Below are 20,292 nucleotides of genomic sequence, written 5' to 3' on the forward strand. Positions count from 1 at the left end.
TAAAGATGTCTGACAATTTTGACCTGATAAAGCTGATCTTCGGTCGCCTCAGTCTGGAAGCGATTCCATACCATGAGCCGATCCTGATCGGTACCTTCGCCATGGTGGCGCTGGGCGGCATAGTGGTACTGGGCCTGCTCACCAAATATCGCCTGTGGGGCATGCTGTGGCGCGACTGGTTCACCAGTATCGACCACAAGCGCATCGGCATCATGTACATCGTGCTGGCCATCGTCATGCTGCTGCGTGGCTTTGCCGATGCGGTGATGATGCGCGCACAGCAGGCCATCGCCTTCGGCGACAACGCCGGCTTCCTGCCGCCGCACCACTATGACCAGGTGTTCACCGCCCACGGCGTGATCATGATCTTCTTCGTGGCCATGCCTCTGGTGACCGGTCTGATGAACTACGTCGTGCCCCTGCAGATCGGTGCGCGCGACGTGGCCTTCCCGTTCCTGAACAACTTCAGCTTCTGGATGACCACCTTCGGTGCGCTGCTGGTGATGGCCTCGCTGTTCGTGGGCGAATTCGCCCGCACCGGCTGGCTGGCCTACCCGCCGCTGTCGGGCATCCTGTACAGCCCTGACGTGGGGGTGGACTACTACATCTGGGCCTTGCAGGTGGCCGGGGTAGGGACACTACTTTCCGGCATCAACCTGGTGGTGACCATCGTCAAGATGCGCGCCCCGGGCATGAACATGATGAAGATGCCGGTCTTCACCTGGACCTCGCTCTGCACCAACGTCTTGATCGTGGCGGCCTTCCCGGTGCTGACCGCCGTGCTGGCCATGCTGTCGCTGGACCGCGTCTTCGGCACCAACTTCTTCACCAACGACATGGGCGGCAACGCCATGATGTACGTGAACCTGATCTGGATCTGGGGTCACCCCGAGGTCTACATCCTGGTGCTGCCGGCCTTCGGCGTGTTCTCTGAAATCGTCTCGACCTTCAGCGGCAAGCGTCTGTTCGGCTACACCTCCATGGTCTATGCGACCGTGGTGATCACCATCCTGTCCTACCTGGTGTGGCTGCACCACTTCTTCACCATGGGTTCGGGCGCCAGCGTGAACTCGTTCTTCGGCATCACCACGATGATCATCTCGATCCCGACCGGTGCCAAGATCTTCAACTGGCTCTTCACGATGTACCGTGGTCGCATCCGCTTCGAAGTACCGATGCTGTGGACCATCGGCTTCATGGTCACCTTCGTCATCGGTGGCATGACCGGCGTGCTGCTGGCCGTTCCCCCGGCCGACTTCGTGCTGCACAACTCGCTGTTCCTGATCGCTCACTTCCACAACGTCATCATCGGTGGCGTGGTGTTCGGCATGTTCGCCGGCATCAACTTCTGGTTCCCGAAGGCCTTCGGCTTCAAGCTGAACCAGTTCTGGGGCAAGTGCTCGTTCTGGTTCTGGTTCGTGGGCTTCTACCTGGCCTTCATGCCGCTGTACGTGCTGGGCCTGATGGGCGTGACCCGTCGCATGAGCCACTTCGACGATCCGTCGTTGCAGATCTGGTTCGTCATCGCCGCGCTGGGTGCCGGCCTGATCGCCCTGGGCATCGGTTCCTTCATCATCCAGATCGCCGTCTCCATCCGCGATCGCAAGAAGCTGGCCGACGTCACCGGCGACCCGTGGGATGCCCGTACCCTGGAATGGTCGACTTCCTCGCCGCCGCCTGTCTACAACTTCGCCTTCACCCCGGTCGTGCATGACAACGACGCCTGGGCTGACATGAAGAAGAACAAGTATCAGCGTCCGCTGGGTGACTTCGTGGAAATCCACATGCCCAAGAACACCGGTGCCGGCTTCATCATCGCTGCGCTGTCGGCAGTGCTGGGCTTCACCCTGATCTGGCACATGTGGCTGCCGGCCGTGGCAATCTTCGTCGTCCTGGTTGCCGCCACCATCATCCACACCTTTAATTACAACCGCGACTACTACATCCCGGCCGACGAAGTCGTCCGTGTCGAAGCAGAGCGCACACGTCTGTTGAATAGCCATGTCTGAAGCAATCAACCACACGGCCGACGCGACGCCTAGCTCGCGCTATTTCGTCCGCCATCACCATCCGGAGAACGGCACCCTGCTGGGCTTCTGGATCTACCTGATGAGCGATTGCCTGATCTTCGCCTGCCTGTTTGCGTGCTATGCCGTGCTCGGCCGCAACTACGCAGGCGGCCCGACCGGCGCCGAGCTGTTCGACCTGCCGCTGGTGGCGCTGAACACCGCGCTGCTGCTGCTGTCGTCGATCACCTACGGCTTCGCCATGCTGGCCATGCAGGCCAAGAAGCAGCAGAACACCATCATCTGGCTGGTCATCACCGGTCTGCTGGGTGCCGGCTTCATCTACTTCGAACTGTATGAGTTCCTGCACCTGATCCACGAAGGCGCCGGCCCGACCCGCAGCGGTTTCCTGACCTCGTTCTTTGCCCTGGTCGGTACCCACGGTCTGCACGTCACCTTCGGCATCATCTGGCTGGTCGTGCTGCTGTTCCAGATCAACAAGCATGGTCTGACCGAAGCCAACGGCCGTCGCCTGATGTGCCTGTCGATGTTCTGGCACTTCCTGGACGTGGTCTGGATCGGTGTCTTCACCTTTGTCTATCTGATGGGAGTCCTGCCATGAGCCGCGGCCACCAAGAACACCCGGCCCGTCCGATGGGCCACCACGATGACCATGGCCACGGTCATGGTCATGGCGACCACGCCGCCCACGGCACGATGAAGGATTACGTCACCGGCTTCGTGCTGGCCGTGATCCTGACTGCGATCCCGTTCTGGATGGTGATGAACAAGTCCATCTCCAGCTCGGCCACGCTGGGCATCGTGCTGCTGGCCTTCGCGGCCGTGCAGATCGTGGTGCACATCAAGTACTTCCTGCACATGAACGGCAAGTCCGAAGGTGGCTGGAACATGCTGGCGATGATCTTCACCATCGTCATCGTGGTCATCACCCTGTCCGGTTCGCTGTGGGTCATGTATCACCTGAACCACAACATGATGCCGACCATGTCGCCGGAAAACATGCCGACCGAAACTGTCCCGCAATCGATGCAGGGCATGCAGGGTATGCAACACGGCGCAGCCCAATCGAAATGAGCCCGACGCCGAATCAAGGCGTGAAGCAGGGCAAAGAAAGCGGAGCGGCGCAAGCCGCTCCGGTATCCCGCACAAAGGCCAGCCTGCTGTTGCTGACCCTTTTGGCGGGATTTTTCTTTCTGGTCTTCGCCGCGCTGGGAAGCTGGCAGGTCTATCGCCTGCAATGGAAGCTGGACCTGATCGCCAAGGTCGATGCCCGCGTGCATGCCGCACCCGTGTCCGCTCCTGGCCCCCAGGAATGGCCGCAGGTCTCGGCTGAACGTGACGAATATCGCCGCGTGAGCCTGTCCGGCCGCTACCTCTACAGCCAGACCGTGGCCGTGCAGGCCAGCACCGACCTGGGCAGCGGTTCGTGGCTGCTGACGCCCTTGCAGCTGGCCGATGGCACGCTGGTGTTGGTCAATCGCGGCTTCGTCGCTGCCTCGCCGCTCAAGCTGAGCGTCGCGGGGATCTCGGATGGCCCGGCCGATCGGCCGGTGCAGGTGACCGGCCTGCTGCGCATGAGCGAGCAGGGTGGTGGCTTCCTGCGCAGCAATGACCCGTCCCACAACCGCTGGTATTCGCGCGACGTCGCAGCCATTGCCCAGGCGCACGGTCTGAGCCAGGTGGCGCCATACTTCGTCGATGCCGACAAGGCATCGGCCGAAGCCAACGCCGTGGTTGCCCCGGATGCGCAGAAACCGGTCGGTGGCCTGACCGTCATCGCCTTCCACAACAGCCACCTGGTCTACGCCCTGACCTGGTACGCCCTGGCCCTGATGTCGCTAGGCGCAGGCTACTGGGTGATCCGCGATGAGCGCCGCTGGCGCCAGCGCATCCAGGAAGCCCGCTCCAAGGGCTGACACGCATGACCGCCGCCGACACCTTCGCCAAGCGCAAGACCCTGCGCGAGCGCTGGCAGCGCCTGCGCCAGGGGGAGCAGAACCCGGCCGGCCACCAGAACATGCTGCTGCTGATCCAGCTGCGCTGGCTGGCGGTGCTGGGGCAGGTGTCCACCATCGCCTTCGTGGTGCTGGTGTTCGACCTGCACCTGCCGCTGCCGCACATGCTGGAGGTGCTGTCCTGCCTGATCGCCTTCAACATCGCCAGCCACCTGCGCTGGCATGAACGGCGCATTGCCACCAACGCCGAACTGTTCCTGGCCTTGCTGGTGGATGTAGCGGTGCTGACCTTCCAGCTCTATCTGAGCGGCGGCATCACCAATCCCTTCGCCTTCCTCTACCTGATGCAGATCATCCTCTCGGCCGTGCTCCTGAAGCCCTGGTCGAGCTGGGCCATCGTCGGTGTCACCATGGTCTGCCTGGCCGGACTGGCGCTGTTCTCCGAGCCGCTGGCGCTGCCGCCGGACCACAATGCCGGCCTGCTGAGCCTGTATGTGGAAGGTACCCTGATCTGCTTCCTGCTCAATGCCGGCCTGATGGTGTTCTTCATCACCCGCATCAGCAGCAACCTGCGTGCCGGCGATGCCCTGCTGGCCGACCTGCGCCAGCGTGCCGCGGAGGAGGACCATATCGTGCGCATGGGCCTGCTGGCCTCCGGCGCCGCCCATGAACTGGGCACGCCACTGGCGACCGTCTCGGTCATTCTCGGCGACTGGAAGCGCATGCCCGAGATCAGCCAGCGCCAGGACATGCTGGACGATATCGCCGAGATGGAAGCCCAACTGCAGCGCTGCAAGTCCATCGTCAGCGGCGTACTGCTCTCGGCCGGTCAGGCACGTGGCGAATCCTCGATCAAGACCACCCTCAACACCTTCCTCGACAGCGTGGCCGAGGACTGGCGCAAGACGCGGCCGGTGGAGGTATTCCAGTACCGCAACCTGATCGAACAGGATGTGCCGGTGGCCTTCGACTCGGCCATCAAGCAGATGCTGGGCAACGTGCTGGACAATGCCTTCGAGGTCTCGCCGCATTGGCTGGCGCTGGAGGTGCGGCGTGAAGGCGATCTGCTGCTCATGGAAGTGACCGACCAGGGCCCGGGCTTCCCGGACTGGATGATCAACCAGATCGGCAAGCCCTACCAGTCCACCAAGGGCAAGCCCGGTCGCGGTCTGGGCCTGTTCTTCGTGGTCAACGTCGCGCGTAAGCTGGGAGGGCGGGTCTGGGCCAGCCATCGCAGTGGTGGTGGCGCCTGCGTCACGCTGGAGTTGCCGCTGTCGGCCATCAGCCTGGAAAATCCGCCCGAGGCGGCACCGGGTAGTGTCGCGCCGGATTTTCCGACCGGCGCTTGATGTGCCGCAAGCCGCGCCCCAAGCGCGTTTGATTGCCATCATTCCTTTTTCTTTTGCTGGCTGACATGCCTGGCGCCGTCTCGACATACAATAGCGCCCTGGGAAAGCAGATAGAAGAAATAGGGAATGTACATGCCGGCTGATCGCCTGCTCCTGATCATCGAGGACGATGCCGCCTTCGCACGCACCTTGGGGCGCTCCTTCGAGCGCCGTGGCTATACCGTATTGCTCGCCGCCAGCCAGGAAGAAGCGGCCGTGCACCTGCGGCAGCACCGCCCCGGCTACGCCGTGGTCGATCTCAAGCTGGGTGGCAACGCCTCGGGTCTTGCCTGCGTGCAGATGCTGCATGCCCATGACGATGCCATGCTGATCGTGGTCCTCACCGGATTTGCCAGCATCACCACGGCGGTCGAAGCTATCAAGCTGGGCGCCTGCCAGTACCTGGCCAAGCCTTCCAATACCGACGACATCGAAGCTGCCTTCGGCCACGTGGCCGGCGTCTCCGAGGTCGAGCTGCCATCCCGCGCCACCTCCATCAAGACCCTGGAATGGGAGCGCATCCATGAGGTGCTGGTGGAAACCGATTTCAATATCTCCGAAACTGCCCGCCGGCTGGGCATGCATCGCCGTACCCTGGCCCGCAAGCTGGAAAAACAACGGGTCAAGTAGGCATCCCGGCAAGCGCCAGGGCAGGGCGCCGGCGATGATCATCAAGACCGCCCGGCGTTACCGCCAGGGATCAGAAGGCCATCTCATCAAAAGGGAATGACGTGAAACAGTTCAACTTCCAGTTCAACTTCCAGCGCAGCATCCTGTGGGCGGCCGGCGCCGCCATCCTGTCCCTGGCCGGCGCCAGCGCCACCGTCTGCGCCAACGCCCAGGAGACCATCAAGATCGGCGAGATCAACAGCTACAAGGCACAACCGGCCTTCCTGGAGCCGTATCGCCGCGGCTGGGAAATGGCCCTCGATGAAGTCAATGCCACCGGTGGCGTGCTGGGCAAGAAGCTGGAAGTGATCGCCCGCGACGACAATGGCAACCCCGGCGACTCCGTGCGCGTGGCCGAGGAATTGATGGCGCGTGAGCGGGTGGCCTTGCTGTTCGGCGGCTTCCTCTCCAACACCGGCCTGGCGCTGACCGATTACGCCCGCCAGCACAAGGTATTCTTCCTCGCCGCCGAACCGCTGACCGACAAGATCGTCTGGCAGAACGGCAACAAGTACACCTACCGCCTGCGTCCCTCCACCTACATGCTGGTGGCCTCGGTGGTCAAGGAAGCGGTCAAGCTGAAAAAGAAGCGCTGGGCCATCGTCTACCCCAACTATGAATACGGCCAGTCGGCCGTGGCCAGCTTCAAGACCCTCATGAAGCAGGCCCAGCCCGATGTGGAGTTCGTGGTCGAACAGGCGCCACCGCTGGGCAAGATCGACGCCGGTGCAGTGACCCAGGCCCTGGCGGACGCCAAGCCCGATGCCATCTTCAATGCACTGTTCGCGGCCGACCTCGGCAAGTTCGTGCGGGAAGGCAATACCCGCGGCCTGTTCGATCATGTGGAAGTGGTGTCGCTGCTGACCGGCGAGCCGGAATATCTGGACCCGCTGAAGAACGAAGCCCCGCAGAACTGGATCGTCACCGGCTATCCCTGGTACGCCATCAATACGCCCGAGCACAAGAAGTTCGTCGAGGCCTACCGCAAGAAATTCAATGACTACCCCCGTAACGGCTCACTGGTCGGCTACAGCGCCCTGATGTCGATCGCGGCCGGCATCAGGAAGGCCGGCAGCACCGATGCCGACAAGCTTGCCGCCGCCTTCTCCGGCCTGAAGGTCGACACGCCGGTGGCCAGCATCGTCTATCGCCCGCAGGACCACCAGTCCACCCTGGGCGCCTTCGTCGGTCGCACCGGCATCAAGGATGGCAAGGGCATCATGACCAGCTTCAGCTACGTCGACGGCGCCAGCCTGCAATTGCCCGATGACGAGGTCAGGAAACTGCGCCCGGCCGATTGAGTGTCGTCGTGGTGAACTTCCTTTCCGGCGAGCGCGCGTGACGCCATGACCCTGGCCAGTCTCACCGTGCAGATGGTCAATGGCCTGGCCGATGCCTCCGCGCTGTTCCTGGTGGCCGTCGGCCTGTCGCTGATCTTCGGCGTCACCCGCATCGTCAACTTCGCCCATGGTTCGTTCTACATGCTGGGCCTGTACCTGGCCTATAGCCTGATGGAACGGCTGGGCGCGAGCGCGCTCGGCTTCTGGGGCGCGGTCCTGCTGTCGGCCCTGATCGTGGCGGCACTCGGCGCGCTGGTGGAGGTCGTGGTGCTGCGGCGTATCTATCGCGCGCCCGAGCTGTTCCAGTTGCTGGCCACCTTTGCGCTGGTGCTGGTGATCAAGGACGCCGCCCTCTGGTACTGGGGCCCGGAAGACCTGTTCGGCCCGCGTGCCCCGGGCCTGGGCGGTGCCGTGCCACTGCTGGGACGGCGCCTGCCGCAATATGACCTGCTGCTGATCTTCATTGGCCCGCTGGTGCTGGCGCTGCTGTGGCTGCTGCTCAACCGCACCCGCTGGGGCACATTGATCCGCGCCGCCACCCAGGACCGTGAAATGCTGGGTGCACTGGGTGTGAACCAGGCCTGGCTGTTTACCGCCGTATTCGCCCTGGGCTGCTTCCTGGCCGGCCTCGGTGGCGCGCTGCAAGGGCCGCGCATGCCGGCCAACCTGGCCCTGGACCTGGACACCATCGGCAACGCCTTCGTGGTGGTGGTGGTCGGCGGCATGGGCTCCATCGGCGGTGCTTTCGCGGCCGCGGTGCTGATCGCCGAAGTCAAGGCACTCTGCATCGCCGTGGGCAACGTCTCCGTCTTCGGCTTCGACCTCTCCCTCTCGCGGCTGACGCTGGTGGTCGAATTTCTGGTGATGGCCGTGATCCTCGTGCTGCGCCCCTGGGGCCTGTTCGGCAAGCCGCTGGCGGCGGTGCGCGTGGCGGCGGCCCATACCGCGCCGCTGGAAGCAGGCGGGCGTGTCGCGCGCCTGGCCGGGCTGGCATCGCTGCTGTTGCTGCTGGCCCTGCCGCTGTTGGCGGGGCGCTTCCCCTATCTGCCGGTATTGATGGTGGAAATCCTGATCGCCGTGCTGTTCGCCGCCAGCCTGCATTTCCTGATGGGGCCGGGGGGCATGGTGTCCTTCGGTCATGCCGCCTATTTCGGCCTGGGCGCCTATGCCGCCGCGCTGGTCTCGTTGCGCCTGCAGTGGCCGCTGCCGCTGGCGATGGTCAGCGGCGCGCTGGCGGCGATGCTGGCCGCCCTGTTGTTCGGCTGGTTTTGCGTGCGCCTGTCGGGCGTGTACCTGGCCATGCTCACGCTGGCCTTTGCGCAGATCGTCTGGGCCGGCATCTTCCAGTGGGATGATCTGACCGGCGGCAGCAATGGCCTGGTCGGTCTGCGCCCGGGCGAGGCGCTGGCTTCCCCCGTGGCGTATTACTACCTGGCGCTGGCCTGCGCCGCGCTGGGCGTATACCTGTTGCGACGCGTGGTGCAGGCGCCATTCGGTCTGGCCCTGCGCGCCGCACGCGATGCGCCCGTGCGGGCCGAGGCGCTGGGCATGGATGTGCGTGCGCTGCAGTGGGGCGGCTTTGCCGTGGCCGGTCTGTTCTGCGGCCTGGCCGGCGTGCTGTTCGCGTTTTCCAAGGGCAGCATTTCTCCCGAGGTGGCCAGTGTAGGGCGCTCGGTCGATGGGCTGGTGATGGTGCTGCTGGGCGGCGTGCAGAGTCTGCTCGGTCCCTTGCTGGGCGCTTCGCTGTTCGTCTGGCTGCAGGACCTGGTGGCACGCGAGACCGATTACTGGCGCGCCTTGCTGGGCGGGGTGATCCTGTTGCTGGTCCTGCTCTTCCCAGGCGGGATCGTGGGCGCCTTGCGCGGCTGGCGCGGACGGGGGGAGGGCGCATGAGCCTGCTGCACGTGCAACACCTGTCCAAGACCTTCGGCGGCGTGGCCGCGCTGGATGATGTGTCTTTCGAACTCCCGGCCGGCCAGATGCTGGCCCTGATCGGCCCCAATGGCGCCGGCAAGTCCACCTGCTTCAACCTGATCAATGGCCAGTTGCGCCCGGATGCCGGCGCCGTGCTGCTGGCGGGCGAAGACATCGCCGGCATGCCGGCGCGCCATATCTGGCAGCGCGGCGTGGCCCGCACCTTCCAGGTATCGGCCGCCTTCGGCTCCATGACCGTGCTGGAAAACGTCCAGGCCGCCTTGCTCTCGCACCGGCGCCAGTTGTGGCGCTGGTGGCGTCCTGCGGCTTCCTGCCTGCGTGATGAAGCCATGGCGCTGCTGGAGCAGGTGGGTATGGCAGCGCAGGCGCGCCGTGCCTGCGGGGTACTGGCCTATGGCGACATCAAGCGGGTGGAACTGGCCATGGCCCTGTCCAACGAACCACGGCTGCTGTTGATGGACGAACCCACCGCCGGCATGGCGCCCCGCGAACGCCAGCAATTGATGGCCCTGACGCGGCGCCTGGTCAGCGAGCGCGGGCTCTCGGTCCTGTTCACCGAACACAGCATGGACGTGGTCTTCGCCTTTGCCGACCGCATCATCGTGCTGGCGCGTGGCCAGTTGATCGCCCAGGGTGTACCCGAGTCGGTGCGGCGCGATGCCCGTGTGCGCGAGGCCTATTTCGGCAGCGGCGCCAGCTTCGGCGAGGCCAATATGGGGAGCCCGGCATGAGCGCAGCCTTGCTGCAGGTCGAGGCCCTGAACGCCTTCTACGCCCGCGCCCATATCCTCTTCGATGTCAGCCTGAAGGTGGGCCGGGGCGAAGTAGTGGCCCTGATGGGACGCAATGGTGCCGGCAAGTCCACCACCCTCAAGGCCGTGATGGGGCTGCTGGAGGGGACGCGTGGCAAGGTCAGTTTCGGTGGTCGCGATCTCGCGCGCCTGGCACCGTATCAGCGTGCGCGGCTGGGCCTGGGTTTCGTCCCGGAGGACCGCCGCATCTTCACCGAACTGAGCGTGCTGCAGAACCTGGAAGCAGGGCGCCAGCCACCGCGTGACGGTGCGCCGGTCTGGACAGCGCAGGCGCTGTTCGATCTCTTTCCCAACCTGGGCGCCATGCCTGAACGCCCGGGTGGCCGCATGAGCGGTGGCGAGCAGCAGATGCTGACCATCGCCCGCACCTTGATGGGCAATCCCCATCTGCTGCTGCTGGATGAGCCTTCCGAAGGGGTGGCGCCGGTTATCGTGGAGCAGATGGCGGCCATGATCATCCGGCTCAAGGAACGCGGCATGTCGGTGTTGCTGTGCGAACAGAACATTCACTTCGCCAGCCTGGTCAGCGACCGTGCCTATCTGCTCGATCAGGGTCGTATCCTGCATCACGGCAGTCCCCAACAGGTGCAAGCTCATCAGCAGCAGTCCGGCCTGTAGCAAGGGCTTCAAAAGGATGTAACAAAGCACCGTCGCGCTTGTTGCAATTGCGGGGGAACCGTTGAGTCCGCGTGTGTCCAAACTCCTGAGAACAGCTTGTTTCAGCTCGCCTTTGCTTGCCACGCTGCAACCGAGCCCATCCATACGGAGAAGAACACAATGCCCACACTTGCCAAGCGCCTTCCGGTGCATTGGCCTGCCGACGACTACAACGATGCAGGAATACGTAACGACCACGCCAAGGTCGCGGTAGGCGATGACGCCAACGATATCTTTTTTGCCGCCGTCGAAATGACGCGCATGCCGATGATCGTGTCCGACCCGAACCAGCCGGACAACCCCATCATCTTCGTCAACAATGCCTTCATCAACATGACTGGCTACAGCCGGGCCGATGTGATCGGCAAGAATTGCCGTTTCCTGCAAGGCCCGGAAACCGACCGTGCGGTGGTAGCGCAGGTGCGCGAAGCCGTGTCCGAACGGCGCGAGATCGCCACTGAGTTGCTGAACTATCGCAAGAACGGTTCCACCTTCTGGAACGCGCTCTTCATTTCGCCCGTCTATGACCAGCAGGGCGAACTGAAATACTTCTTCAGCTCGCAACTGGACATCAGCCGCCGGCGGGACGCCGAACAGGCCCTGGGCCAGGCGCGCAAGATGGAAGCGCTGGGCCAGCTGACCGGTGGTATCGCGCACGACTTCAACAACCTGCTGCAGGTCATCAGCGGCTATCTCGACATCATCAATCTGGCCCTGCGCAGCGATGTGCCCGACCTGGGCCGCGTGGCGCGCAGCACCGACAGTATCCGCAAGGCATCCGGCAAGGCGGCCATGCTGACCCAGCAGCTGCTGGCCTTCGCCCGCAAGCAGCGCCTGGAAGGTCGCACCATCAATCTCAATTCGCTCACGGATGGCTTTACCGATCTGGTGCAGCGGACCCTGGGGGGGGATATCCAGGTACGCACCGCCCTGGCGCCCGGGTTGTGGAATTGCCGGCTCGATCCGACCCAGATGGAAGTGGCGCTGCTCAACGTGCTCATCAATGCGCGCGATGCCATGGCCGGCAAGGGCAGGGTACGTATCCAGACCAGCAATGAGGACCTCTCCAGCGATGAGCGCGCCCTGCAGATCGGCGTCAAGCCGGGGCTGTACGTGTGCATCGCGGTGATCGACGACGGTCCCGGCATCCCGGCCGACATCCTGCCCCGCGTCATGGACCCGTTCTTCACGACCAAGGACGAAGGCAAGGGCACCGGTCTGGGCTTGTCGATGGTGTATGGCTTCGTCAAGCAATCCGGCGGCTCGGTGCGGATATCCTCCGGCGCGCAGGGCGGTACCACGGTGACGATCTATTTTCCCGCCACCCAGGACCAGGTCGGCGGCGCTTTCGAGTATGACCAGCGCGGCCAGAGCCAGGGTGGTCACGAGCACATCCTGGTGGTTGACGATAGAATAGAAGTCGCCGAGCTGGCTCAGGCGATGCTGGAAAGTCTGGGCTACCGGGTGCGCATGGTCAATTCACCGACCGAGGCCCTGCAGCTGATCCGCGCTGGCGAGCCGGTTGACCTGCTGTTCACCGACCTCATCATGCCGGGCAGCATGAACGGCGTGGTACTGGCGCGTGAAGCGCGGCGCATGTTACCTTCGCTGAAAATTCTATTAACTACCGGTTACGCCAGCGAATCGATAGAGCGGCATGGTGCCGATGGCGAGTTCCCCGTCCTCGACAAGCCTTACCGCCACGATGAACTGGCCCGCAAGATCCGCATTGTCCTCGACGGCGCCACTGGCGTGAGCTGAAAACAATAACAACAAGCCGTCCGCCTGTCCCCTCACGAAAGGGAGTCGTTCCATGCAACTGGATCACCTGTTGGCCAGGGCACAGTCCCTGGCCTACCGCATTTCCGCCGAATTCAACGGCCAGCCGCTGCCGCCAGACCGTCGCGCCTGCGCTGCCATCGGTTGCCTGACGGTGGCCCACCAGCATCATTGCGGCATCATCCTGCTGCTGCGCGATGACATGCCGGTGCATGCCTCGGCCTTCGCCCTGATCGGACACCAGATCGAGACCGCCTTCAATGCGCTGTGGCTGTGGTATTGCGCCAGCGAGGAAGAGATTGGTCGCTTCCTCGCCGATGGCAGCGGCAAGAGCATGCGCCAGTTGGTGGCGCTGGTCGATGGCGTACTCACCGGACGCGATGGCCCGGAAGCCGTGCTCATCCGCGACCATTGGGCGCGCCTGAGCGATTTCGTGTTTGCCGGCGAGCGTCGCATCCGCCACTGGCTCGATGCCAATGAAGTTGACGCCATGTACGCCGAAGAGGCCGTGACCGAACTGGTCCAGCTGTCCAATGCCATCGCCGAGCTGGGTATCGTCAGCTTCCGCACCATCCACGACAAGCACTTCACCGCTCCGCGCGGCCAGTCGGGCGCCCCGCTCAGGCTGGATCTGGCCAAGTAAGCCGCGCCGCCGCCTGCGCCGCAGTCATGCCCGGCGACCAGGGCAAGCGGCCCAGCAGCGGTGCCTGCAGGCGCTGCGCCAGACTCTCGATCATGGCATCGGCCTGGTCTTCCAGCGCATCGATCAGGTTGGCGACCCATCCGACCAGCGTCAGTCCCCTGGCCTCTACCGCCTGGCATGTCAGCAGGGCGTGGTTGATGCACCCCAGCCGGATTCCGACCACCAGCACTACCGGCAGGCCCAGCCGCGCCACCAGTTCATCGCTGTTGTGGTGCCGGTCCAGCGGGACCATGAAGCCGCCAGCCCCTTCCACGATCAGCATCTCGCAAGCCGCCTGCAATTGCGCATGGCACCGCGCCAGGTGGTCGAGATCGATCGTCCGCCTTTCCTCGGCTGCTGCAATATGCGGCGCAGTCGGACGGCGGAACAGGTAGGGGTTCACCAGCGCCGCCGGCAGTGCCACGTTGGCCACCGCCTGCAGGGCTTGCACATCCTCGTTATACCATTGCCCGTCCTGCCGGAGCGCCCCCGAGGCGACCGGTTTCATGCCACCTGTGCGCAGTCCGCGCGCGGCATGCAGGTGGATCAGTGCCGACGCCACCAGGGTCTTGCCGACACCGGTATCGGTGCCGGTGACGAAATAGCTGCGTCCCATCAGGTCTCCGTCATGTCTGCATGGGCCGCCTCGAAGGCTGCATGCAAGCGCTTGCCCAGCCAGTCGGCCTGATCGGCGTCGAGGATATAGGGAGGCATGACATACACGCTGGCGCCGATGGGCCGTACCAGCAATTCACGTCGAGCCGCCTCGCTGGCCATGCGACGCGCGAAGGCCGGTGCGGCGGCGTGGTCGAGCGCCGCGTCGCAGGCCCAGATCATGCCGCACTGGCGGACGTGGCGCACCCGGCTGTCCCGCGCCAGCGGCGCCATGGCCGCCGCCAGCACCGGCGCGAAGTCGCGATTGCGCTGCAGAATGTCTTCCTGCTCGAAGATCGCCAGCGTCTCCAGCGCGGCGCGACAGGCCAGCGGGTTGCCGGTGTAGGAGTGCGAATGCAGAAAGCCGCGTCGCACGTCATCGTCATAGAAGGCCTGGTAGATGGCCTGGCTGCTCATCACCAGCGACAGCGGCAGGTAACCACCGCTGATGCCCTTGGACAGGCATAGCAAGTCGGGCCAGATGCCGGCCTGCTCGCAGGCGAAGAAGCTGCCGGTGCGGCCACAGCCGACCGCGATCTCGTCGGCGATCAGGTGCGCTCGATAGGTATCGCACAGGCGCCGCAGGCCACGCACATAGACCGGCTCGTGCATGGCCATGCCGGCCGCGCATTGCACCAGTGGTTCCACGATGATGGCGGCGATGCGTCCCTGCGCCTGTTGCAGCAGACGTTCCACATCGGCCAGGGCCCGCATGGCGACATCGGTCGCGCTCTCGCCGTCGCGCGCCAGCCGTGCGTCGGGCGAGCGCGCCACATGCGCCGGTCGCAGCAGGGCTTCGTAGGCGCTGCGGAACAGCGGGGTATCGGTCACTCCCAGCGCGCCCACGGTCTCGCCGTGATAGCCGCCGGCGATACAGATGAACTCGTTCTTGTCGGTCTGCCCGGCATTGCGCCAGGCATGTACGCTCATCTTCAGTGCGATCTCCACCGCCGAGGCGCCGTCGGAGGCATAGAAGCAATGGCCCAGCGTCCCCCCGGTCAGGGCGCACAGGCGCTCGGACAGTTGCACCACCGGCTCGTGCGTGAAGCCGGCCAGCATCGCATGTTCCAGCCGGCCCAACTGATCGACCAGGGCGGCGTTGATGCGCGCATGGGCGTGGCCGAACAGGTTGACCCACCAGGAACTGATGGCATCCAGATAGCGCCGGCCATCGGTATCGACCAGCCATGGCCCATGGGCGCGCTCGATGGCGATGGGTGGCGCGCCTTCATGGCGGCGCATCTGCGTACAGGGATGCCAGACGCTGCGCAGGCTGCGGGCGGCCAGGGAGTCCGGCGCTCTCATGCGAACCGTCCTTCAGCGGCCAGGGACTGCAAGGCGGCGATCAGCTGTCCGACCTGTTCCGGCGTATGCAGGGCCGACAGGCTGATGCGCAAGCGGGCGCTGCCCCTGGGCACGGTGGGCGGACAGATGGCCGGCACCCACAGGCCCTGCTCAAGCAGTGCCGCCGCCAGCGCACGGGTCACCGCATTGTCGCCCACGATCAGGGGCTGGATGGCGGTGGAAGAGGGCAGCAGTGTCCACGGCAGGCCAGCCAATCCCTGCCGCAATTGCGCGGCCAGCGCGCGCAGTCGCTCGCGCCGCCAGTCGTCGCCGGCCATCAGCGCCAGGCTGGCCGAGGTGGCCACCGCCAGGGCAGGTGGATTGGCAGTGGTAAACATGTAGGTCCGGGCGCGCTGGGTGATCCATGCAATCAGCGATGGCTCTCCGGCGACAAAGGCTCCCGCCACCCCGGCCGCCTTGCCCAGCGTCCCCATGTAGATTACGTGCGGTGCGGCCACCCCGGCCTGCGCCAGGCTGCCGCTGCCGTGCGGCCCCAGTACGCCCAGGCCGTGGGCGTCGTCCACCAGCAGCCAGGCATCGTGTTGCGCGCATACGGTGGCCAGTTGGCCCAGCGGCGCCAGGTCCCCATCCATACTGAAGACCGCATCGGTCACCACCAGCCGGCGTCCGTCGGGACAGCGCGCGAGCACCTGCGCCAGTCGCGCAGAATCGTTGTGGGGAAACACCTTCAGGCTGGCCCCGGACAAGCGTGCGCCATCGATCAGCGAGGCATGGGCCAGCCGGTCCACCACCACCGTGTCGCCGCTGCCCACCAGGGCGCCGATCACGCCCAGGTTGGCCATGTAGCCATTGGAAAAGTACAGCGCCGCCGGCAGCCCGACGAAGCGGGCCAGTTCTGCCTCCAGCCTTTGAAGGGGCGCGCTGTGGCCGCTGAGGAGCGCCGATGCCGCGGCCCCCATGCCGTACTGTCGCAGGCCCGCGATGCCGGCGGCCACGATCTCGGGATGGTCAGCCAGTCCCAGGTAGTCATTGCTGCAGAAGGACAGGAGGCGCCGTCCTTCCACCGTCAGCAACGGCGCTTGCGGTCCATCCACCACGCGCCGCGTACGCAGCAGGCTCTGGCTGGCCAACGCGGCCAGCTCGCTTGAAAAATCTTGCATGAGCATTCCTTCAGAAGATCAGCGGCAGGCAGTCCAGCGCGCTGTAGGCGGCAAGCGTCTGCCGTCGCGGAGGGGTGGCCGGCAATGCTAGCGTAGGCAGGCGTTGCAGTAGTGCGGTGAAGGCGATCTCGGCCTCCAGCAGGGTCAGGGACGCCCCCAGGCAGACGTGCGGTCCCTGGCCGAAGGACAGGTGCATGCCCTCATCACGCTGGACGTCGAAGCGTTGCGGGTCGGTGAAGCGGCGCGGGTCGTGATTGGCCTGTCCGATATGCAGGATCACCAGTTCGCCCTGGCGCAGCGTCCGGTCGGCCACCGGAAGATCGGCCAGCAGGCGGCGTCCGGTGTATTGCACCGGGCTGTCATAGCGCAGCATCTCGTGCAGGGCGCAGCGCAGCAGCGAGGGATCCGCCCTGAGGGCGGCCCACTGCGCGGGATGCCGCAGCAGGGCCAGCATGCCATTGCCCAGCAGGTTGCGGGTGGTCTCGTAACCGGCGAAGAGCAGCGTACAGCATTGCGCCAGCATTTCATTGCGGTTGATTCCTTGCTGCCGGTACGCCTGCAGCAGGCGCGCCAGCAGGCTGTGCGGTGGCAAGGCCGCGGCGTCCTGCATGACTCCGGCAAAGAAGTCGCACAGTGCTTCCATCGCCGCCTGCGCTGCCAGGGTCTGGGACGCATCCGGGGTCGGGCTGCCGATGAAGGCGGCCAGGTCGGCGGCCCAGTCGACGAAGGCTGCGGGCACGCGGCCAGGCAATCCCAGCAGGCTGGCGATGGCCAGTGCCGGCAGCGGCCGGGCAAAGCGGCTGACGAAATCGAAGCCCTGCCGGGCGTGGGGATCGATCACGATGGCGTCGAGCAACTGTGCGGCGATACGGGCGATGGCGGGCCGTTGTGCGTCCAGTTCGGTGGGCTTGAAACCCGGATGGAGCACGCCGCGCAAGCGGCGATGCGCCCGTCCGTCGAGAAACAGGACGGAGCGCGAGAACAGCCGCTTGAAACGCCGCTGCGCGGGCAGCTCGGCAGACACATTGCCCATGCCCCGGTTGATCCAGCGCGCGCCACGTCGCACCGACAGCCGCGGATCGCGCAAGGCCGCGGCCACGCCATCATAACTGCTGATGACCCAGGCGCCGCCGCAATGCGCTGCGCTCCACTGCACACTCATCCTGCGCTCGCCGGGGCCGCCTGCAGACCCAGGCGGGACAACAGGTCGAGGTCGGACGAAACGGGGGCATTGGCCGTGGTCAGCAGGCGGGCGCCGAGGAAGATGGAATTGGCACCGGCCGCGAAGCACAGCGCCTGGGTGGCCTCGCTCATGCTCTCGCGCCCGGCCGACAGACGGATCACCGCCTGCGGCAAGGCAATGCGCGCCACCGCCACGGTCCGCACGAATTCGAATTCATCCAGTGGCGGCACATCTTCCAGCGGCGTACCGGCAATCGGCACCAGATGGTTGATCGGTACCGATTGCGGCGGCACCGGCAGGCTGGCCAGCTGGGCAATCAGACCGGCACGCTGGGCGCGGCTTTCGCCCATGCCAATGATGCCGCCGCAGCAGACTTGCAGGCCCGCCTGCTGCACCCGCTGCAGGGTATCGAGCCGGTCCTGGTAGCTGCGGGTGGAGATGACCTGCCCGTAGAAATCGGGAGCGGTATCCAGATTGTGGTTGTAGTAGTCCAGACCGGCCTCCTTCAGGGCCTCGGCCTGCGTCTGCTCCAGCATGCCCAGGGTCATGCAGGTTTCCAGACCGAGGGCGCGCACCTCGCTGACCATGGTGGTCAGTGCCGCCATGTCGCGCTCCTTGGGATTGCGCCAGGCCGCGCCCATGCAGAAGCGGGTGGCACCCTGCTCGCGGGCGGCTCGGGCCGCCTGCACCACCTCGTCCACCGCCATCAGCTTGCCGGCCGCCACACCTGCCTCCTTGTGATGCGCCGACTGCGAGCAATAACCGCAATCCTCGGCGCAGCCACCGGTCTTGATCGACAGCAGGCTGGACAGCTGTACCTGGTTGGCCGGGTGATGCTGGCGATGCACGCCCTGCGCCTGGAACAGCAGGTCGAGGAAGGGGAGCGCAAACAGGCTTTCGATCGTTTCGTTGGCGCTCGGGGCGGACTTGTGGGGCGCGTGGAAATGCAGCGGGACATTGGTCGCGACACTGGCGGAAGAGGGGCAATGGCTCATCGATAAAATCCGTGTGCTGGTGAAAAAGGCTTAGAATTTCGTTCCGGCGGATTCTATCTTCGGCCAATTTCATTTAACAATTTCTTTTTTCATAGATTATCTATACTTTGATAGCATGAATAATGAGCCAGGCAGTACCGTCAGCCGCATCGCCGACGTCTTGCGAACGCGCATCATCCGCGGCGAAATCGCAGGCGGGGCGGCACTTCGGCAGGACCACGTGGCGCAGGAATTCCAGTCCAGCCACGTGCCGGTGCGCGAAGCTTTTCGACAGCTGGAAGCGGAAGGATTGGTGCTCACCTTGCCCCGTCGCGGGGTGCGGGTCAGCATGGTGGACCGGGCCACAGTCAAGGAAAACGCCGAAATGCGCGGGGCCCTGGAAATCCTCGCCCTGCGCCACGGCATGCGCAAGTTCACCGGCGAGCACATCGCCCGGCTGGAGCAGGCGCAGGACGCCTGCGCCCGGGCTGCCTCGCTGGTCGAGTGGGATGCCGCCAACAACCTGTTCCACGACATCCTCGCCAGCGAGTGCGGCATGCCGCGCCTGCTGGCAGTGCTCAAGCAGCTGCAGCTGACCAACTCGCGCTACCTGTTCTCGACCGGCTTCAAGCGCGGCTGGCAGCCGCGCTCGGACCACGATCACCTGCTCATCATCGACGCGCTCAAGGGTAAGAAGGCCGACCGAGCGGTGCAACTGCTGAGCATGCACATCGGCACCATGGAGCGTGTCGGTTTCGTGGCGGGCTAGGCGGCCTGGCGCGCCGGCGTGAATTGCGATGGCGGCACACCCACGTGACGCGTGAAGGCCACGCTGAAGGTCGAGGCCGAGCTGTAGCCCACCTGTTGCGCGACCTCCGTCATGCCGGCATCGGCGCGCAGCAGCAGGCGCTTGGCCAGCGCCATGCGCCACGCCAGCAGGTACTCCATCGGTGCCAGCCCCACTTCGCGCCGGAAGCGTTCGAAGAAGGATGACCGCGACAGGGCTGCCTCACGCGCCAGCATGGGCACGTTCCAGTTCTCGGCCGGCCGCGCATGCAGGGCACGGATCGCCTGCGCCAGCCGGGTGTCGGCCAGTCCGCGCAGCAGGCCGGGCGTCGGTGCCGAACCGGCTTGCGAGGTCGACCGCAAGGCCTCGATGAGCACGACTTCCAGCAGCCGTGCCAGCACCATCTCGCGCGCCGGCCGGGTGGCGCGGAATTCTTCGCCCACCAACTGCGCCAGCGTGCTCAGGCGCGCATGGGCGCGCACCACCACCAGATCGGGTAGCAGCGATAGCAGCAGCGGCGTATCGGGGGAGTCGAAGACGCAATGACCCACCACCAGTTGTACTTCCGGCGCCAGCTCCAGAGGGCCGAGGTGATAGCGGCCATCGGGCAGGCGGGGCGGTGGATTGTCTTCGTCCAGCAAGGCGGTGTCGCTGTCCTGCATGCTTGATAGCGTAAAACCCTCCAGCGCCGGCGCCAGCACGAAATCACCCGCTGCCAGGACGATATCCTCGCCATCGTCGCGCAAGATGCGGCAACTTCCCTCGATAACGGTGCAATAGAAGGCCAGATCGGAACGCGAACGGCGCACCCGCCAGCCGCCTGCCGCTTGTACGTACTTGGTATAGCGGGCCGCCGGTTGCAGCAGGGTGACGACCTCGGCCAAGGGATCGATGGAATCGGACATGTCTGGACGATTGCAAATGAATGGTGGACTTTGGATTGTAGCAAGTCCGGTGTGCTGCGCCTATTCTTCGTCCTGTCGTTC

At 65.1% G+C, this 20,292-nt stretch carries 19 protein-coding genes; 13 read left to right on the plus strand and 6 right to left on the minus strand.

Annotated features, from left to right (window positions below; all coding sequences use genetic code 11):
- Positions 1-5: 5 nt before the first annotated feature.
- From cyoB to VE092_RS05010, 12 genes are all read left to right on the plus strand, one after another.
- Positions 6-2,009: a cytochrome o ubiquinol oxidase subunit I gene (gene cyoB, locus VE092_RS04955; RefSeq protein ID WP_324874391.1), complete on the plus strand. Its 2,004-nt coding sequence runs from the start codon at positions 6-8 to the stop codon at positions 2,007-2,009.
- Complete coding sequence (cyoC, locus tag VE092_RS04960) at positions 2,002-2,628, plus strand: cytochrome o ubiquinol oxidase subunit III (protein WP_077238011.1); 627 nt, start codon at positions 2,002-2,004, stop codon at positions 2,626-2,628. Before cyoB ends, cyoC begins: the two co-directional genes overlap by 8 nt.
- Positions 2,625-3,101 (plus strand): cytochrome o ubiquinol oxidase subunit IV, encoded by a 477-nt coding sequence (gene cyoD / locus VE092_RS04965; protein WP_006462265.1) that lies wholly within the window; start codon positions 2,625-2,627, stop codon positions 3,099-3,101. Before cyoC ends, cyoD begins: the two co-directional genes overlap by 4 nt.
- Positions 3,098-3,943, plus strand: coding sequence for an SURF1 family protein (locus tag VE092_RS04970; RefSeq protein WP_324874395.1), 846 nt, complete (start codon positions 3,098-3,100; stop codon positions 3,941-3,943). Before cyoD ends, VE092_RS04970 begins: the two co-directional genes overlap by 4 nt.
- A 5-nt stretch (positions 3,944-3,948) precedes the next feature.
- A complete protein-coding gene (locus VE092_RS04975; RefSeq protein WP_324874397.1) occupies positions 3,949-5,331 on the plus strand; it encodes an ATP-binding protein in 1,383 nt (460 codons plus the stop codon).
- A 132-nt stretch (positions 5,332-5,463) separates the two neighbouring features.
- The gene (locus VE092_RS04980; protein ID WP_324874399.1) at positions 5,464-6,000 is read left to right on the plus strand and encodes a response regulator transcription factor; all 537 of its coding nucleotides are present in this window, start codon (positions 5,464-5,466) and stop codon (positions 5,998-6,000) included.
- Between the two features lie 140 nt (positions 6,001-6,140).
- On the plus strand, positions 6,141-7,340 hold the full coding sequence (locus tag VE092_RS04985) for an ABC transporter substrate-binding protein (protein ID WP_414653416.1): 1,200 nt from the start codon (positions 6,141-6,143) through the stop codon (positions 7,338-7,340).
- Between the two features lie 45 nt (positions 7,341-7,385).
- Positions 7,386-9,272, plus strand: a complete 1,887-nt coding sequence (locus VE092_RS04990; protein ID WP_324874402.1) for an ABC transporter permease — start codon at positions 7,386-7,388, stop codon at positions 9,270-9,272.
- Positions 9,269-10,045, plus strand: a complete 777-nt coding sequence (locus VE092_RS04995) for an ABC transporter ATP-binding protein (protein WP_324874404.1) — start codon at positions 9,269-9,271, stop codon at positions 10,043-10,045. Before VE092_RS04990 ends, VE092_RS04995 begins: the two co-directional genes overlap by 4 nt.
- Positions 10,042-10,743 (plus strand): ABC transporter ATP-binding protein, encoded by a 702-nt coding sequence (locus VE092_RS05000; RefSeq protein ID WP_324874406.1) that lies wholly within the window; start codon positions 10,042-10,044, stop codon positions 10,741-10,743. Before VE092_RS04995 ends, VE092_RS05000 begins: the two co-directional genes overlap by 4 nt.
- Before the next feature lie 159 nt (positions 10,744-10,902).
- Complete coding sequence (locus VE092_RS05005; RefSeq protein WP_324874408.1) at positions 10,903-12,543, plus strand: histidine kinase famiy protein; 1,641 nt, start codon at positions 10,903-10,905, stop codon at positions 12,541-12,543.
- 52 nt (positions 12,544-12,595) lie between these two features.
- The gene (locus tag VE092_RS05010; protein ID WP_324874410.1) at positions 12,596-13,204 is read left to right on the plus strand and encodes a DUF6988 family protein; all 609 of its coding nucleotides are present in this window, start codon (positions 12,596-12,598) and stop codon (positions 13,202-13,204) included.
- Here the strand turns inward: VE092_RS05010 and bioD are convergent.
- Genes bioD through bioB form a run of 5 tightly spaced genes read right to left on the minus strand, consistent with a single transcriptional unit; the run spans position 13,182 to position 18,540 of the window.
- On the minus strand, positions 13,182-13,862 hold the full coding sequence (gene bioD / locus VE092_RS05015; protein ID WP_414653417.1) for a dethiobiotin synthase: 681 nt from the start codon (positions 13,860-13,862) through the stop codon (positions 13,182-13,184). The two genes, VE092_RS05010 and bioD, sit on opposite strands and share 23 nt — an antisense overlap.
- On the minus strand, positions 13,859-15,202 hold the full coding sequence (gene bioA, locus VE092_RS05020; protein WP_324874414.1) for an adenosylmethionine--8-amino-7-oxononanoate transaminase: 1,344 nt from the start codon (positions 15,200-15,202) through the stop codon (positions 13,859-13,861). The genes bioD and bioA overlap by 4 nt, the downstream gene beginning before the upstream one ends.
- Positions 15,199-16,362, minus strand: coding sequence for an 8-amino-7-oxononanoate synthase (gene bioF, locus VE092_RS05025; protein WP_324874416.1), 1,164 nt, complete (start codon positions 16,360-16,362; stop codon positions 15,199-15,201). The genes bioA and bioF overlap by 4 nt, the downstream gene beginning before the upstream one ends.
- A gap of 10 nt (positions 16,363-16,372) precedes the next feature.
- On the minus strand, positions 16,373-17,524 hold the full coding sequence (locus VE092_RS05030) for a cytochrome P450 (RefSeq protein ID WP_324874419.1): 1,152 nt from the start codon (positions 17,522-17,524) through the stop codon (positions 16,373-16,375).
- On the minus strand, positions 17,521-18,540 hold the full coding sequence (gene bioB, locus VE092_RS05035) for a biotin synthase BioB (protein WP_324874421.1): 1,020 nt from the start codon (positions 18,538-18,540) through the stop codon (positions 17,521-17,523). The genes VE092_RS05030 and bioB overlap by 4 nt, the downstream gene beginning before the upstream one ends.
- A 115-nt stretch (positions 18,541-18,655) precedes the next feature.
- Here bioB and VE092_RS05040 point away from each other — a divergent pair, with 115 nt between their 5' ends.
- The gene (locus VE092_RS05040) at positions 18,656-19,288 is read left to right on the plus strand and encodes a GntR family transcriptional regulator (protein WP_324874423.1); all 633 of its coding nucleotides are present in this window, start codon (positions 18,656-18,658) and stop codon (positions 19,286-19,288) included.
- On the opposite strand, the gene VE092_RS05045 is transcribed toward VE092_RS05040, so the two are convergent.
- Positions 19,285-20,211, minus strand: a complete 927-nt coding sequence (locus VE092_RS05045; RefSeq protein ID WP_324874424.1) for an AraC family transcriptional regulator — start codon at positions 20,209-20,211, stop codon at positions 19,285-19,287. The genes VE092_RS05040 and VE092_RS05045 overlap by 4 nt on opposite strands.
- Between the last annotated feature and the right edge of the window lie 81 nt (positions 20,212-20,292).

The sequence above is a fragment of the Herbaspirillum sp. genome, assembly GCF_035644555.1.
In the GTDB taxonomy this organism is placed as follows: domain Bacteria; phylum Pseudomonadota; class Gammaproteobacteria; order Burkholderiales; family Burkholderiaceae_D; genus Herbaspirillum.